This is a genomic window from Enterobacter sp. WI-ESBL-E8 (genome assembly GCF_053364895.1).
On record NZ_JBRWXJ010000001.1, the window covers coordinates 810395 to 825471 of the forward strand.

Here is a 15077-nt window from a genome sequence, read left to right on the forward strand (position 1 = left end):
CAAAACCAGGCTTGATTATAGCCTGGTTGAATATTTTATGCTGGGTATATATACAGTTTACTGTCCGTAATAGGCCTTCGCGCCGTGCTTGCGCAGATAATGCTTATCCAGCAGGGTTTGCTGCATGTCCGGGAGCTGCGGTGCCAGCTGTCGGCAGAAGATCCCCATATAGGCGACTTCTTCGAGCACGATCGCGTTATGCACCGCGTCTTCCGCGTTTTTACCCCAGGCGAATGGGCCGTGGGAGTGCACCAGCACGCCGGGCATTTGCGCCGCGTCGATTCCCTGTTTCTCAAAGGTTTCAACAATCACGTTGCCGGTTTCCCACTCGTATTCACCATTAATCTCGGCGTCGGTCATCAGGCGCGTGCAGGGAATGGTGCCGTAAAAATAGTCCGCGTGGGTGGTGCCGGTCGCCGGGATGGACTGGCCCGCCTGCGCCCAGATGGTGGCATGGCGCGAATGGGTATGCACAATGCCGCCGATGGTCGGAAATGAGCGGTACAGCAGTCGGTGGGTTGGCGTATCGGAGGAGGGTTTTTTCTTACCTTCGACCACTTCACCGGTCTCGAGGCTGACAACGACCATATCGTCCGCCGTCATCACCGCGTAATCAACGCCGGAAGGCTTGATCACGAACACGCCTTTTTCGCGGTCAACGGCGCTCACGTTGCCCCAGGTCAGCGTCACCAGGTTATGTTTCGGCAGCGCCAGATTGGCTTCAAGTACCTGACGTTTGAGATCGTCTAACATTGTTGTCTCCTGCCGGATGGCGCTTCGCTTATCCGGCCTACAGAACCGTAGGTCCGGTAAACGTCGTGCCACCGGGCATTCAGGGCTTAGCGTTTTGAACCGTAATAAACTTCGTTCCAGCGCAGCGCGTCTTTGAACGCAGGCAGGCGGGTATCGTTATCAATCACGGTCAGTTCGATGTCGTGCAGTTCGGCGAACTGACGCATGTCGTTCAGATCCAGCGCGTGGCTAAACACGGTGTGGTGCGCGCCGCCTGCGACGATCCAGGCTTCTGACGCGGTAGGCAGGTCAGGCTGTGCTTTCCACAGGGCGTTGGCGACCGGCAGTTTCGGCAGAGAGTGTGGCGTTTCAACCGCATCGACGCAGTTCACCAGCAGGCGGAAACGATCGCCCAGATCGATCAGGCTGGCGTTGATGGCCGGGCCGGTACGGGTGTTGAAGATCAGACGAGCCGGATCGGCTTTACCGCCAATGCCGAGGTACTGCACGTCGAGGATCGGCTTCTCTTCCACCGCGATAGAAGGGCACACTTCCAGCATGTGCGAGCCGAGCACCAGGTCGTTGCCGTTCTCGAAGTGGTAGGTGTAGTCCTCCATAAAGGAGGTGCCGCCCTGCAGACCGGTCGACATCACCTTCATGATGCGAAGCAGAGCGGCAGTTTTCCAGTCGCCTTCGCCGGCAAAGCCGTAGCCCTGCTGCATCAGACGTTGTACAGCCAGGCCCGGCAGCTGTTTCAGGCCGTGGAGGTCTTCAAAGGTGGTGGTAAAGGCGTGGAAACCGCCCTGTTCCAGGAAGCGCTTCATGCCCAGCTCGATGCGCGCCGCGTCCAGCACGTTCTGGCGCTTGTCGCCGTTGATTTGTGCCGCAGGCGTGAGGCGGTAGCTGCTTTCGTACTCGTCCACCAGCGCGCTCACGTCGCCATCGCTGATTTCATTTACCACCTGTACCAGGTCGCCCACGGCCCATGTGTTTACGGAGAAGCCGAACTTGATCTGCGCGGCGACTTTATCGCCGTCGGTCACGGCCACTTCACGCATGTTGTCGCCAAAACGCACCACTTTCAGGTGGCGGGTATCCTGTTTAGAGACCGCCTGACGCATCCAGGAGCCGATACGCTTCTGTGCCTGGCCGTCCTGCCAGTGGCCGGTGACCACCGCGTGCTGTTGACGCATGCGCGCGCCGATGAAGCCGAATTCGCGGCCGCCGTGCGCGGTCTGGTTCAGGTTCATGAAGTCCATGTCGATGCTGTCCCACGGCAGGGAAGCGTTGAACTGGGTATGAAACTGCAGCAGCGGCTTGTTGAGGATAGACAGGCCGTTGATCCACATTTTGGCCGGTGAGAAGGTGTGCAGCCACACTACCAGACCGGCGCATTTATCGTCGTAGTTCGCGTCGCGGCAGATATGGGTGATCTCATCCGGCGTCGTGCCCAGCGGTTTCAGCACCAGTTTGCACGGCAGTTTGGCTTCCGCGTTCAGCGCGTTAACGACGTGCTCCGCGTGTTTCGTCACCTGCTGCAGCGCTTCTGGTCCGTACAGGTGCTGGCTGCCAATCACAAACCACACTTCATAATTATTAAAAATGGTCATCGTCGTGTCCTTAATGGGTCAGGGTTGCCGTCGTGTCCGCGGTGTGTTTTGACGGGGCGGCGACAGGGAGATAGTGAAGTTCGGCGCTTTTTGCCCATTGCTGGTAGCGCTGATAAAGCTGTTCAAAGCGTTGTGCCTGCTGGGCCTGCGGCTGGAGCGTATTTTCAACGGCGCTTGCCATATGCTGCTGCGCGGTCGGAATATCCGCATGGACGCCTGCGGCAACCGCCGCGAAAATCGCCGCGCCCAGCGCGCAGCACTGATCGGAAGCGACAATCTGGAGCGGACGGTTCAGCACGTCGCAGCAGGCCTGCATGATGACCGGGTTTTTACGGGCGATGCCGCCGAGCGCCATCACGTTATTCACGTCGATGCCCTGTTCGGTGAAGCACTCCATAATCGCGCGGGCACCGAAGGCGGTGGCGGCAATCAGGCCGCCGAACAGCGCCGGTGCGTCGGTCGCGAGGTTAAGATCGGTAATGACCCCTTTCAGGCGCTGGTTCGCAAACGGCGTGCGGCGACCGTTGAACCAGTCCAGCACCACCGGCAAGTGATCGAGAGACGGATTTTTTGCCCAGGCGTCCGTGAGCTGGGGCAGAAGCTGTTTTTTGCTCTCTGCAATCTGGGTTTTCAGTTCAGGATGCGCGGCCGCCAGCCGATCCAGCGGCCAGCCCAGCACGCGCCCAAACCAGGCATAGATATCGCCAAACGCGGACTGGCCGGCTTCGAGGCCGATAAAATCTGGCACCACGCTGCCGTCAACCTGGCCGCAGATGCCCTTCACCGCGCGGTCGCCGACGGTGGTTTTATCCGCCGTCAGAATGTCGCAAGTAGACGTGCCGATAACTTTCACCAGCGTATTAGGCTGTGCACCCGCGCCTACGGCACCCATATGGCAGTCAAACGCGCCGCCGGAGATCGCCACGTTCTGCGGCAGGCCGAGGCGCTTCGCCCACTCTTCGCAGAGAGTGCCGACGGGAATATCGGCGGTGAAGGTGTCGGTAAACAGGGGGTATTTCAGGTTTTTGTTGATGATCGGGTCGAGCTCGTCGAAGAACGCAGCCGGTGGCAGACCTCCCCAGCTTTCGTGCCAGAGTGATTTATGCCCGGCGCTGCAGCGGCCGCGGCGGATATCCTGCGGACGCGTGGTGCCGGAGAGCAGCGCGGGAACCCAGTCGCACAGTTCAATCCAGGAGACGGCCGCCAGGGCAACCGATGCGTCCGCGCGGGTAACGTGCAGGATCTTGGCCCAGAACCATTCGCTGGAGTAAATCCCGCCGATGTAGCGCGAGTAGTCGGTTTTGCCCGGTTGATGGCATAAGCGGGTGATAGCTTCCGCTTCTTCCACGGCGGTATGGTCTTTCCACAAAACGAACATGGCGTTCGGGTTGTCGGCAAACTCAGGGCGCAGCGCCAGCACGCGGCCTTCGGCGTCTACGGGGGCAGGGGTGGAGCCGGTGCTGTCGACGCCAATTCCAACAACCTCTGCCCGCTGGGCGTCAGTCAGTTCAGCGAGGACGGTTTTGATTGCCGCTTCCATCGACTCGATGTAGTCACGCGGGTGGTGACGGAACTGGTTGTTTGGCGCATCGCAGTAGCGCCCCTCTTGCCAGCGCGGGTACCACTCAACGCTGGTTGCTATCTCCTGGCCGGACGTACAGTCCACTGCCAGCGCGCGAACCGAATCGCTGCCAAAATCGAGGCCAATCGCAATTGCCATGGTGTTGCTCCATCGAAAAAACAGGTATGGAAGAACATTAGAGACTGGGGACGAAAATCGTCAGGCAGGATCCGCTAATCTTATGGATTAAATTGCTGTTACAACGGAAAGTGTGACGCCGTGCAAATATTCAATGTGGACATTTCTGCCGCACTTATAGACACTTTTGTTACTGCTTATCTGCCTGCTGTGGCGGAGAAATCAGGGGTAAAGGCTGAAACATGGCGGACGTAAAAGAGGCGTGAAGCTTTTTGGATCTTTTCGCAGACCATTTTTGACCTGCTTTTAATGATATGGACAATTGGTTTCCTTCAGGACCCTTGGGAGAACTGAATCTATGGCCGAAACGCAAAACGATCCCCTGCTGCCGGGATACTCGTTTAACGCGCACCTTGTGGCGGGACTGACCCCTATCGAGGCTGAGGGATATCTCGATTTTTACGTCGACCGACCGCTCGGGATGAAAGGATATATCCTCAACCTGACCGTGCGAGGGGAAGGGATCATCAAGAACGGTGACCAGCAGTTTATCTGCCGCCCTGGCGATATCCTGCTGTTCCCGCCGGGAGAGATCCACCATTACGGCCGTCACCCGGATGCTAAAGAGTGGTATCACCAGTGGGTCTACTTCCGTCCGCGCGCCTACTGGCAGGAGTGGCTTTCGTGGCCTGCTATTTTTGCACACACCGGTTTTTATCGCCCGGATGAGGTTCATCTGGCGCAGTTTCGCGAGCTTTTTGCCCAGATTATTGAGGCGGGGCAGGCAGGAGGTCGTTATGCCGAACTGCTGGCAATTAACCTGCTTGAACAACTGCTTCTGCGACGGATGGAAGCGATTAACGCGTCGCTGAATCCGCCGCTGGATAACCGCGTGCGCGACGCCTGCCAGTACATCAGCGACCATCTGGCCGACAGCCAGTTTGATATTGCCAGCGTCGCCCAGCACGTTTGCCTGTCGCCGTCGCGGCTGTCGCATCTGTTTCGCCAGCAGCTTGGCGTCAGCGTGCTGAGCTGGCGCGAAGATCAGCGCATCAGCCAGGCGAAGCTTCTGCTCAGCACCACCCGGATGCCGATTGCCACGGTGGGGCGCAACGTGGGCTTTGAAGATCAGCTTTATTTTTCGCGTGTATTTAAAAAATGCACCGGCGCCAGCCCGAGCGAATTCCGCGCGGGATGTGAATGAACGGTAAACATTCAGGTGAACTTCAGGAGCATCTTGTAAACTATTCAGACAATTGTTGCCTTGACGCGGTGCGGGGCGCTAAGCAGAATCGCTGATTCGTTTTCTGACCGGAATAGTTATGCAGGCATTGCTGGAACACTTTATTACCCAGTCCGTTATGTATTCGCTCATCGCCGTGGCGCTGGTGGCGTTTCTGGAATCGCTGGCACTTGTGGGGTTAATCCTGCCCGGCACCGTGATGATGGCGGGGCTTGGCGCGCTGATTGGCAGCGGTGAGGTTAATTTCTGGCAGGCGTGGCTGGCCGGGATTATCGGCTGCCTGCTGGGCGACTGGATCTCGTTCTGGCTGGGCTGGCGCTTTAAGAAGCCGCTGCACCGCTGGTCGTTCATGAAAAAGAACAAAGCGTTGCTGGATAAGACCGAGCATGCGCTGCACCAGCACAGCATGTTTACCATCCTCGTCGGCCGCTTTGTCGGGCCTACGCGTCCGCTGGTTCCTATGGTCGCCGGGATGCTGGATCTGCCGGTCGCCAAGTTTGTGGTACCGAATATTATCGGCTGCGTTTTCTGGCCGCCGTTCTACTTCCTGCCGGGGATCCTCGCGGGGGCAGCCATCGATATCCCTGACGGTATGCAGAGCGGTGAGTTTAAGTGGCTGCTGCTGGGCACGGCGCTGCTGCTGTGGCTGGCGGCATGGCTGTGCTGGCGGCTGTGGCGCAGCGGAAAAGCGAATATCGATCGCCTGACGCGCTACCTCCCGCGTACTCGCCTGCTCTGGCTGGCCCCGCTGACGCTGGGTGTGGCCGTGGTGGCGCTGGTGGCATTGATTCGCCACCCGCTGATGCCGGTATATGGCGAGATTTTATTAAAAGTGGTCAGCCGTTAAGGACTTTTCCCTCTCCCTGTGGGAGAGGGTCAGGGGGAGGGCATCAGGCCGCGGGAATGCCCAACAGCGAAGATGCCCCCGCTTTACCACTCAGAAGCTCTTCTGTTTTTCCATCCCACGCAATTCGCCCTTCGGCAATAACCACCGATCTCGGTGCAATCCGCGCGGCATCCTCAATACTGTGCGAAACCATCAGCATCGTTAGCTGCTGGCGCTGACAGACGTCCTGCACCAGCCCCAGCATCTCCTGGCGCAGAGCGGGGTCGAGCGCAGAGAACGGTTCGTCCAGCAGCAGGATCGGCTGCTCGCGTACCAGGCAACGCGCCAGAGCCACGCGCTGACGCTGGCCGCCGGAAAGCTCGCCCGGCAGCCTGTCAATAAGCCCGTCTATTCCCATCTGCGCGGCAATGATCGCCAGCTTCTGACGCTGGGCATCGTTAAGCTTGAGCCCCGGATCCATCCCCAGCGCGATGTTCTGCCGCACCGTCAGGTGGGTAAACAGGTTGTTTTCCTGAAACAGCATGGAGACCGGGCGTTTTGCGGGCGGCGTATGGGTATGGTCCCGGTTTTCAATGACTATCGATCCGCTTGCCGGCTGCAGAAATCCCGCCACCAAATTGAGCAGCGTGCTTTTTCCCGCACCGCTTGGGCCAAGCACGGCAATCATCTCTCCCTGGCGCACGGAGAGCGTGAAGCGCATCGGCAGATGCTGGTAGAGCCAGATTACATCAGTCAGTTTTAACATCGCGCCCCGGAAGTTTTTCGATAACGGTAAATAAAGCAAAGCACAGCAGCAGCAGTAACAGCGCGGTCACCGCGCCGTCCTGGCTGCGGTAGGAGCCGATTTGCTGATACAGCCAGTAGGGCAGCGTGCGGAAATTGTCATTTCCGAAGAGCGCCACGACCCCAAAATCACCCATTGAGAGCACGCAGGCAAACGCCAGCGCCTGCGCCAGCGGACGTTTTAGCGCGCGCAGTTCGACCACCTTCAGCCGTTGCCAGCCCTTCATCCCCAGCGACTGACAGAGCAAACCGTAGCGGCCGTTGACGTCGCGCATCGGGTTTTCCAGCACCTTGAGCGCGTAAGGAATGGCCATCAGGGCGTTGGTGAAAATCACAATACCGTCGGCGCTTTCCGGCAGGCCTATGGTGCTGTTGAACAGCAGGAAGAAGCCCGTCGCCAGCACGATCCCCGGCATGGCGAGAATCAGCATGCCTGTCAGCTCCAGCGCGTGTCCGGCTTTTTGCGTCTGTCGGGCATGGAGTTCGCGGCTGCTCCACAGCAGCATCATGGTCAGCGTGACGCACAGCAGCCCTGCGGCCAGTGCAATACGAAGCGAGGTCCCGGTAGCCTGCCAGAGGATAGGCTGTTGCAGGACGGACAGGAGATTGAGATTAAGACCGTCAACGATAACGGCCATCAGTGGCGGCAGCAGCAGCAGGAGCGCCAGTGCGATCAGGATAAAATCGATGACGCGGCTGTGCAGGCTGTCCTGCGGATCGCGCCAGCCGGTTATTTGATTGCTGCCAGGGGGAATGGCTTTACTCAGGCGCTGGCTCAGCAGCACCAGCGCAAGACAGCACCCCATCTGCACCATCGCCAGCAGCGCGGCGCGGCCGGGATCGTAGTCGTAACTCAGCGCCTGGTAAATCGCCAGCTCAATGGTCGTCGCCTGCGGTCCGCCGCCGAGTGAAAGTACGGTGGCGAAGCTGGCAAAGCAGAGCATGAATATTAAGGCCGCAACGGGGGGGAGCTGGCGACGCAGCCACGGCCATTCGACAAAGCGGAAGAATGACGCGCCGCGCATCCCAAGCTGGGCGGCAATCTGACGCTGTTCGCCGGGAATGTTCTCCAGCGCCTGCAAAAAGAGGCGCGTCGCCATCGGCATATTGAAAAACACGTGCGCCAGCAGAATGCCCTTTAGCCCGTAGGGGGAGAATGTCCATTCAAGACCAAGCAGGCTCCACAGGGAAGCCAGCCAGCCCTGGCGACCGTAAACGCTCAGAATGCCAAATACCGCCACCAGCACGGGCAGGATCAGCGTCATGGCGCACAGGCGCAGCAGCGCCTGCCTGCCGGGGAAACGCCTGCGATAGAGCGCGCGTGCAAGAAAAATAGCCGGGATCACCGACAGCAGGGCAGAAAGAAACGCCTGCCAGAAGGAGAAACGAATGACGTGCCAGAGATAGCTGTCGTGCCAGAGTGCGGGCAGGTCACTCTCTGGCGCGTTAAACCACAACGCAAGAAAGGCCCCCAGGCTGACCGCCACCATCACTATGGCGGCGAGCAGCCCGGGCAGTAACCAGCCGGGAATCAGCGGCTGACGGCGCGTTGCCATTCACTTACCCATGCTGCACGCTGCGCGGCGACCTGCTGCGGCGTAAATTCCAGCGAGGTTTTTGGTTTGGTTAGCTGCTCGAAACCTGCTGGCAGCGCAACGTTCGTGACGGGATACATCCAGTTACCTGCCGGGATGGCGTTCTGGAACGCGGGCGAAACCATAAATTTCAGGAACTTTTCTGCGAGTTCCGGCTGTTTGCTGGCGACGGTGCGCGCGGCCACTTCCACCTGCAGATAATGCCCTTCAGCAAAATCAGCAGCCGCGTAGTTGTCTTTCTTCTCGGCGATAATGTGATAGGCCGGAGAGGTGGTGTAGCTCAATACCAGGTCGCTTTCGCCTTTCAGGAACAGGCCATAGGCTTCACTCCACCCTTTGGTCACCGTCACGGTTTTGGCGGCCAGCTTCTGCCACGCTTCGGGCGCTTTATCCCCGTAGACCTTCTGCATCCACAGCAGCAGGCCCAGGCCCGGCGTACTGGTGCGTGGATCTTCATAAATGACGCGCCATTTCTGGTCGCTTTCTACCAGCTCTTTCAGGCTTTTCGGCGGGTTTTTCAGCTTGTTTTTGTCGTAAACAAAAGCAAAGTAGCCGTAGTCGAACGGCACAAAGGTGTCGTTTTGCCAGCCGCCAGGCACGTTAACGGCCTCTGCCGCTACGCCGCTTTTGGCAAACAGTTTGGTTTGCGAGGCGGCGTCCAGCAGGTTGTTGTCCAGGCCGAGCACCACATCGGCTTTACTGTTTTTACCTTCCATGCGCAGACGGTTGAGCAGCGAGACGCCATCTTCCAGCGCCACGAACTTCAGTTCGCAGTTACAGTCAGCTTCAAAGGCTTTTTTGACGACCGGGCCAGGGCCCCAGTCGGCAGAAAAAGAGTCGTAGGTGTAGACCGTCAGAACGGGCTTAGCAAAAGCAGGCAGCGCAAACAGCGCCAGCAGGGGAAGAGCTTTTTTTAACACTTTGCACCTCAAAGTTGAGTGGCAAAGGATTTTGAGCGACAGCCTCAAATCCCTTCGCCGGCGTTATCCGGATCAGGTTCGACGGGTATTATCTCAGCGCACATCTGTGATGCAGCACCCCGTTGAGAACGGCGCTATTGTAATGATTTGGTGAATATTACGAAAGCGTTATGGTTCCGGCGGCGCAAACCAGGCCGATTTGAAATCAAACCAGCCCAGGGTGTTCATCCGCAAACCGCGCATACTGCGCTGTCCCTGGATCATCAGCCAGTGGTGTATCAAGGGGACGATCGCCTGTTCAGACAGCAGCTGCTGGCACCATACGGCAAGATTCATTTCGCCCGCACGCCACAGGGCTGCATCCTGCTGCCAGTCGCGGTGGATGCAGTGCTGGATCAGCGGGACCTCATACAGGTGTGAGAATAATGAAAAATCTAGCGGCAGGGTGAAGTTGGCACTGTTCAGCCAGATATCGCTGGTCAGTTCCCCCTGATGCCATTCGTCATAGTCTACTTCCCGGATCTCCAGCCTGACCCCCTGCGCTGCCAGCAGTCTGGTCATGATCCTGGCGATAAAACGATGCTCCACGTGTTCGCGGTAGTAGGTCAGGGTGATGGACTCCAGCCCTGCGGGTTTATCGCAGTGCGCCGGGCGGGCGTGGTGCCAGCGCGGAAGCAGGCCGTACGCCGGGAACCAGTAGGTTTGGTACTGCTCTTCCGCATGGTAGATGAGATTGGAGGGGGATAAAACGTGGCTGATCCACTTACGTACCTCATGGTTTGCCCCGCGATGGGTGCGGCCATCAAACAGAAGATAGTAGCATCCCTCCTCCAGGCGACTCTCCACGGCTTTTTCTCCCGTGGTAGGGCCTTCCAGCGTCAGGCCTGCACTCAGCTCTTCATTCAGATCCGGCAATACCCACACGTTCACTTCGTCGATCAGCGCCCGATAGCCAAAATAGTCGTCGAACGCGCGGATTTTCAGCTGGCTGTTGTTATTACGGGAGACGGAGTAGGGGCCGGTGCCAACCGGCAGGCTGGCAAAATTGTTCATCGATTCCCACTCGCCGGGCAAAATCATCGACGGCACATAGCCCAGCAGCCAGGGAAGCCACTTGTCCTGCTGGGACAGCTCAATATCCAGCGTCCATGCCGTTGGGGAGTGCACGCGCGAAATATGCGAGTAGAGCGGCAGCTTGCGGACGCGTTCCAGAGAGGCGATAACGTCGCGCATTTCCAGCTCGCGTCCGTGGTGAAAGTGGATGCCGGGGCGTAAAAAGAATCGCCAGTGAAGCGGGGAAAGCTGCTGCCAGTGGTGCGCGATATCCGCTTCCAGTTCCCCATTTTCCTCATTTATCCGCGTCAGCCCGCTGAAGATTTGCCGGGCCATATGGGTTTCTGAGCGGCGTAAGGCCGTGCCGGGCAACAGATTTTTCATCGGCCGATAGTAGAGGACCCGCAGGATATGGCGGCCCTGGCGGAAACTGCGTCCGAGGTGCGAAACCAGCATCTGGCGCACGGCGGCTTTATCGCCCACCAGCTGTACCAGCTGGTCAATTCGGTCCTGCTCCAGCAGATCTTCGGCGCGCTGCTGCTGCAGCGCCAGCCCGGTATAGAGGAAGGTCAGGCGCGAGCGTTTGCCGCGTCCCGCCTCCGCTTCCCAGCTTAACCAGCCCTGCTGCTGCATGGTATTGAGCAGCGTGCGCATATGGCGGCGGGAACAGCTAAGCAGGTCGGCCAGCTCGTTCAGCGTGGTCTCCTGTGATTGCCCCTCACAGCACTGCCAGAGGCGGATGAATTGTTGTTGCAGTCGACCGGAAGGCATAAAAGGGGAACTCCTGACAAAAAATCAGCAATTTATTAATCCCTATATTAAGCCAATAATCCTTACCGATGAAGTGAGGAGGTAAATTATGAAGAGGTCTACCGCACGTCAGTTTTATCAGCACTATTTTTCAGCGACAAAAGGAACGTCCTGGCTGGCCCGCCAGTGTGCAGAGCAACGGCTGAAAATTCTGGAAGACCTGATGCAGTGGGACGTTACGAAACCGACCTCTTCTCGCTAACTCGCCTCGATCATGTGTGACTGAGTATTGGTGCTAATCACCCGCCAGCAAAATGTTTTTGCTGGCTTTTTTCGTTTATTCTTTCACCCGGTTTCGATTCGCTTTCACAAGGACTTGCGCATGCTCTGGTTGATGACGATGGGGCGACGCCTGAACGGCGTCTATGCCGCTTTTATGCTGGTGGCCTTTATGATGGGCGTGGCGGGGGCGCTACAGGCGCCGACGCTGAGCCTGTTCCTCAGCCGCGAGGTGGGCGCGCAGCCGTTTTGGGTGGGGCTGTTTTATACCGTCAACGCCATTGCCGGGATCCTCGTTAGCCTCGCGCTGGCGAAACGATCGGACAGCCAGGGCGATCGCCGCAAGCTGATCCTCTTTTGCTGCGTCATGGCCGTAGGCAACGCGCTGCTCTTTGCGTTCAATCGTGATTACCTGACGCTCATTACCTGCGGCGTGCTGCTGGCGTCGCTGGCGAATACCGCCATGCCGCAGCTTTTCGCCCTGGCGCGTGAATATGCGGATAACTCGGCGCGGGAAGTGGTGATGTTTAGCTCGGTGATGCGTGCCCAGCTCTCGCTGGCGTGGGTCATCGGCCCGCCGCTGGCCTTCATGTTGGCGCTGAACTATGGCTTTACCGCCATGTTTTCCATTGCGGCAGGGATTTTTGTCATCAGCCTGGCGCTGATTGCTTTTGCGCTGCCGTCCGTGGCTCGGGTCGAGCAAACGACGGATAAACCGATTACTCAGGTGAGCGGCTGGCAGGACAAAAACGTCCGCATGCTGTTTATTGCCTCCACGCTGATGTGGACCTGCAACACCATGTACATCATCGACATGCCGCTGTGGATCAGCAGCTCACTGGGCTTACCGGACAAGCTCGCCGGGATCTTAATGGGTACCGCGGCCGGGCTGGAGATCCCGGCGATGATCCTGGCGGGTTATTACGTTAAGCGTTTCGGAAAGCGTCGGATGATGATCGTCGCGGTGGCGGCTGGGGTGCTGTTTTACGCGGGGCTGATCTTTTTCCATTCTCGCGAAGCGCTGCTGGCGCTGCAGCTGTTTAACGCCGTATTTATTGGCATTGTCGCCGGGATCGGCATGCTCTGGTTTCAGGACCTCATGCCAGGCCGCGCCGGGTCGGCGACCACGCTTTTTACTAACAGTATTTCGACCGGAGTGATCCTGGCGGGCGTGATTCAGGGGGCGCTGGCGCAAAGCTATGGCCATGCCTCGGTTTACTGGATGATTGCGGCGATATCGTTGGTTACGCTTGGGCTGACCTGCCGGGTCAAGGACGTTTGATTCTGGAAGACGGCTTCACGAAATGGAACGACTTTCTGACAGGTACGAAGAAGGGGAATAGAGTGCGTGGCGGGTGCTTGAGGCTGTTTGCCTCAGGCTTTCGCAAGAGGCAAACAGTGGAGAGTCCCACATCAAAAAACTGATGGGGAGACCAACTTCACAACCCACATTGCGAGGTTAGTCTCTTCATTGCCGAAAAGCAATAAGGAGGCTGGAATGCCAAAACGTAGTCAAATCAATGGCCCGCTTTTTGCGGGCCATTGCCTTTAGCTCATAAACGCAGGCTGTTTTTTCTCGTACGCTGAGATGGCGTCTTCGTGCTGGAGCGTCAGGCCAATACTGTCGAGACCGTTCAGCATGCAGTGACGACGGAACGCATCAATGCTGAAGCTGTAGGTCTTATCTCCGGCCTTCACCACTTCTGCTTCCAGATCCACTTCAAACGTAATACCCGGATTCGCCTGCACCAGGGCAAACAGCTCATCAACCTGTTCGTCGCTCAGCGTGACGGGCAGAAGCTGGTTATTGAAGCTGTTGCCGTAAAAGATATCGGCGAAGCTCGGTGCGATAACCACTTTAAAACCGTAGTCGGTCAGGGCCCACGGCGCGTGTTCACGGGATGAACCGCAGCCAAAGTTTTCCCGCGCCAGCAAAATGGATGCGCCTTTGTATTCCGGGAAGTTCAGAACGAACTCCGGATTAGGCACTTCACCTTTGTCATCCAGGAAACGCCAGTCGTTAAACAGATGTGCACCAAAACCGGTACGCGTGACTTTCTGCAAAAACTGTTTCGGAATGATGGCATCAGTATCGACGTTAGCGGCGTCCAGGGGGACAACCAGGCCCGTATGTTGGGTAAATTTCTCTGCCATGATTGTCTCCTTATTTCAGGCTGCGAATATCGGCGAAATGGCCGGTGACTGCCGCAGCGGCGGCCATTGCCGGGCTGACCAGATGGGTGCGCCCACCGCGGCCCTGACGGCCTTCAAAGTTACGGTTACTGGTGGAGGCGCAGCGTTCGCCAGGGTTCAGGCGATCGTTGTTCATGGCCAGACACATGGAGCAGCCTGGCAGGCGCCACTCGAAGCCCGCGTCGATAAAGATCTTATCCAGGCCTTCGGCTTCCGCCTGGGCTTTCACCGGACCGGAGCCTGGAACCACCAGAGCCTGCACGCCCGGTGCCACTTTACGGCCTTTTGCAATTTCGGCGGCGGCGCGCAAATCTTCGATACGGGAGTTGGTGCATGAGCCGATGAAGACTTTATCAATGGTGACGTCGGTCAACGGGATGCCCGGCTTCAGTCCCATATAGGCCAGCGCTTTTTCCGCACTGGCGCGTTCGACCGGATCGGCGAACGAGGCCGGGTCAGGGATGCTGTCGTTGACGGAAATCACCTGGCCCGGGTTAGTACCCCAGGTCACCTGCGGGGCAATCTCTTCTGCCTGCAGGGTAACCACGGTATCAAAGCTGGCACCATCGTCGGTTTTCAGGGTTTTCCAGTACGCGACAGCATCGTCAAAATCCTGACCTTTCGGCGCGTGCAGACGGCCCTTCACATAGTTGAAGGTGGTGTCGTCCGGCGCGACCAGACCGGCTTTTGCGCCCATCTCAATGGCCATATTGCAGAGGGTCATGCGGCCTTCCATGCTCAGCGCCTGGATGGCCTCGCCGCAGAATTCCACCACGTGGCCGGTACCGCCTGCGCTGCCGGTTTTACCAATGATCGCCAGTACGATGTCTTTTGCGGTGATACCCGGCGCGGCTTTTCCCTTCACTTCAATCTTCATGGTTTTGGCGCGTCCCTGTTTCAGGGTCTGCGTAGCCAGCACGTGTTCCACTTCGGAAGTGCCAATCCCGAACGCCAGGGCACCAAACGCGCCGTGCGTCGCGGTGTGGGAGTCACCGCAGACGATGGTCATGCCCGGCAGGGTAATCCCTTGCTCCGGCCCCATCACGTGGACGATACCCTGATAAGGGTGATTCAGATCGTACAGCTCAACGCCAAACTCGTTGCAGTTCTTAATCAGCTCCTGCATCTGGATACGCGCCATCTCACCGGACGCGTTAATGTCTTTGGTCTGGGTGGAAACGTTGTGATCCATCGTTGCGAAGGTTTTGCCCGGCTGACGAACCGGACGCTTGTGCGCGCGCAGGCCGTCAAACGCCTGAGGAGAGGTCACTTCGTGCACCAGATGTCTGTCGATATACAGCAGTGGGGTTTCGTTTGGTGCCTCGTAAACAACGTGCGCATCAAACAATTTTTCATATAAGGTTTTGGCCATG

13 protein-coding genes and 1 riboswitch are annotated in these 15077 nt (G+C 58.1%); of the genes, 4 read left to right on the top strand and 9 right to left on the bottom strand.

What is annotated here, in order from left to right; all coding sequences use genetic code 11:
• Positions 1-57: 57 nt before the first annotated feature.
• From araD to araB, 3 genes are all read right to left on the bottom strand, one after another.
• Positions 58-753 (bottom strand): L-ribulose-5-phosphate 4-epimerase, encoded by a 696-nt coding sequence (gene araD, locus ACWHWP_RS03900; RefSeq protein WP_059310614.1) that lies wholly within the window; start codon positions 751-753, stop codon positions 58-60.
• An 86-nt stretch (positions 754-839) separates the two neighbouring features.
• Complete coding sequence (gene araA / locus ACWHWP_RS03905; protein ID WP_047346330.1) at positions 840-2342, bottom strand: L-arabinose isomerase; 1503 nt, start codon at positions 2340-2342, stop codon at positions 840-842.
• Positions 2343-2352: 10 nt separating this feature from the next.
• Positions 2353-4062: a ribulokinase gene (gene araB / locus ACWHWP_RS03910; RefSeq protein ID WP_447855095.1), complete on the bottom strand. Its 1710-nt coding sequence runs from the start codon at positions 4060-4062 to the stop codon at positions 2353-2355.
• Between the two features lie 337 nt (positions 4063-4399).
• Here araB and araC point away from each other — a divergent pair, with 337 nt between their 5' ends.
• Both araC and ACWHWP_RS03920 read left to right on the top strand, forming a co-directional pair.
• Positions 4400-5245, top strand: coding sequence for an arabinose operon transcriptional regulator AraC (gene araC, locus ACWHWP_RS03915; protein ID WP_047346332.1), 846 nt, complete (start codon positions 4400-4402; stop codon positions 5243-5245).
• 118 nt (positions 5246-5363) lie between these two features.
• Complete coding sequence (locus ACWHWP_RS03920) at positions 5364-6131, top strand: DedA family protein (RefSeq protein ID WP_047346333.1); 768 nt, start codon at positions 5364-5366, stop codon at positions 6129-6131.
• Positions 6132-6174: 43 nt separating this feature from the next.
• Here ACWHWP_RS03920 and thiQ read toward each other — a convergent pair whose 3' ends face one another.
• From thiQ to sgrR, 4 genes are all read right to left on the bottom strand, one after another.
• Entirely contained in the window at positions 6175-6876 is a 702-nt protein-coding gene (thiQ, locus tag ACWHWP_RS03925; protein ID WP_063429509.1) for a thiamine ABC transporter ATP-binding protein ThiQ, read from the bottom strand.
• Entirely contained in the window at positions 6860-8470 is a 1611-nt protein-coding gene (gene thiP, locus ACWHWP_RS03930; protein WP_447855097.1) for a thiamine/thiamine pyrophosphate ABC transporter permease ThiP, read from the bottom strand. The genes thiQ and thiP overlap by 17 nt, the downstream gene beginning before the upstream one ends.
• On the bottom strand, positions 8446-9429 hold the full coding sequence (gene thiB / locus ACWHWP_RS03935; RefSeq protein WP_447855098.1) for a thiamine ABC transporter substrate binding subunit: 984 nt from the start codon (positions 9427-9429) through the stop codon (positions 8446-8448). Before thiB ends, thiP begins: the two co-directional genes overlap by 25 nt.
• A gap of 31 nt (positions 9430-9460) precedes the next feature.
• Positions 9461-9561: riboswitch (TPP riboswitch) on the bottom strand.
• A gap of 36 nt (positions 9562-9597) precedes the next feature.
• Positions 9598-11253, bottom strand: a complete 1656-nt coding sequence (gene sgrR, locus ACWHWP_RS03940) for an HTH-type transcriptional regulator SgrR (RefSeq protein ID WP_059310620.1) — start codon at positions 11251-11253, stop codon at positions 9598-9600.
• Between the two features lie 88 nt (positions 11254-11341).
• Between sgrR and sgrT the strand changes: the two genes are divergently transcribed.
• Both sgrT and ACWHWP_RS03950 read left to right on the top strand, forming a co-directional pair.
• A complete protein-coding gene (gene sgrT, locus ACWHWP_RS03945; RefSeq protein ID WP_032672519.1) occupies positions 11342-11494 on the top strand; it encodes a glucose uptake inhibitor SgrT in 153 nt (50 codons plus the stop codon).
• Between the two features lie 120 nt (positions 11495-11614).
• Complete coding sequence (locus ACWHWP_RS03950) at positions 11615-12793, top strand: sugar efflux transporter (RefSeq protein ID WP_447855099.1); 1179 nt, start codon at positions 11615-11617, stop codon at positions 12791-12793.
• A 266-nt stretch (positions 12794-13059) separates the two neighbouring features.
• Here ACWHWP_RS03950 and leuD read toward each other — a convergent pair whose 3' ends face one another.
• Complete coding sequence (leuD, locus tag ACWHWP_RS03955) at positions 13060-13665, bottom strand: 3-isopropylmalate dehydratase small subunit (RefSeq protein ID WP_447855100.1); 606 nt, start codon at positions 13663-13665, stop codon at positions 13060-13062.
• A 10-nt stretch (positions 13666-13675) separates the two neighbouring features.
• Complete coding sequence (gene leuC, locus ACWHWP_RS03960; protein ID WP_447855101.1) at positions 13676-15076, bottom strand: 3-isopropylmalate dehydratase large subunit; 1401 nt, start codon at positions 15074-15076, stop codon at positions 13676-13678.
• Between the last annotated feature and the right edge of the window lies 1 nt (position 15077).

Excerpts from the sequence above, each read along its gene's own strand:
- araD (WP_059310614.1), bottom strand. The coding sequence starts at position 753 with ATGTTAGACGATCTCAAACGTCAGGTACTTGAAGCCAATCTGGCGCTG.
- araA (WP_047346330.1), bottom strand. The coding sequence starts at position 2,342 with ATGACCATTTTTAATAATTATGAAGTGTGGTTTGTGATTGGCAGCCAG.
- araB (WP_447855095.1), bottom strand. The coding sequence starts at position 4,062 with ATGGCAATTGCGATTGGCCTCGATTTTGGCAGCGATTCGGTTCGCGCG.
- araC (WP_047346332.1), top strand. The coding sequence starts at position 4,400 with ATGGCCGAAACGCAAAACGATCCCCTGCTGCCGGGATACTCGTTTAAC.
- ACWHWP_RS03920 (WP_047346333.1), top strand. The coding sequence starts at position 5,364 with ATGCAGGCATTGCTGGAACACTTTATTACCCAGTCCGTTATGTATTCG.
- thiQ (WP_063429509.1), bottom strand. The coding sequence starts at position 6,876 with ATGTTAAAACTGACTGATGTAATCTGGCTCTACCAGCATCTGCCGATG.
- thiP (WP_447855097.1), bottom strand. The coding sequence starts at position 8,470 with ATGGCAACGCGCCGTCAGCCGCTGATTCCCGGCTGGTTACTGCCCGGG.
- sgrR (WP_059310620.1), bottom strand. The coding sequence starts at position 11,253 with ATGCCTTCCGGTCGACTGCAACAACAATTCATCCGCCTCTGGCAGTGC.
- sgrT (WP_032672519.1), top strand. The coding sequence starts at position 11,342 with ATGAAGAGGTCTACCGCACGTCAGTTTTATCAGCACTATTTTTCAGCG.
- ACWHWP_RS03950 (WP_447855099.1), top strand. The coding sequence starts at position 11,615 with ATGCTCTGGTTGATGACGATGGGGCGACGCCTGAACGGCGTCTATGCC.
- leuD (WP_447855100.1), bottom strand. The coding sequence starts at position 13,665 with ATGGCAGAGAAATTTACCCAACATACGGGCCTGGTTGTCCCCCTGGAC.
- leuC (WP_447855101.1), bottom strand. The coding sequence starts at position 15,076 with ATGGCCAAAACCTTATATGAAAAATTGTTTGATGCGCACGTTGTTTAC.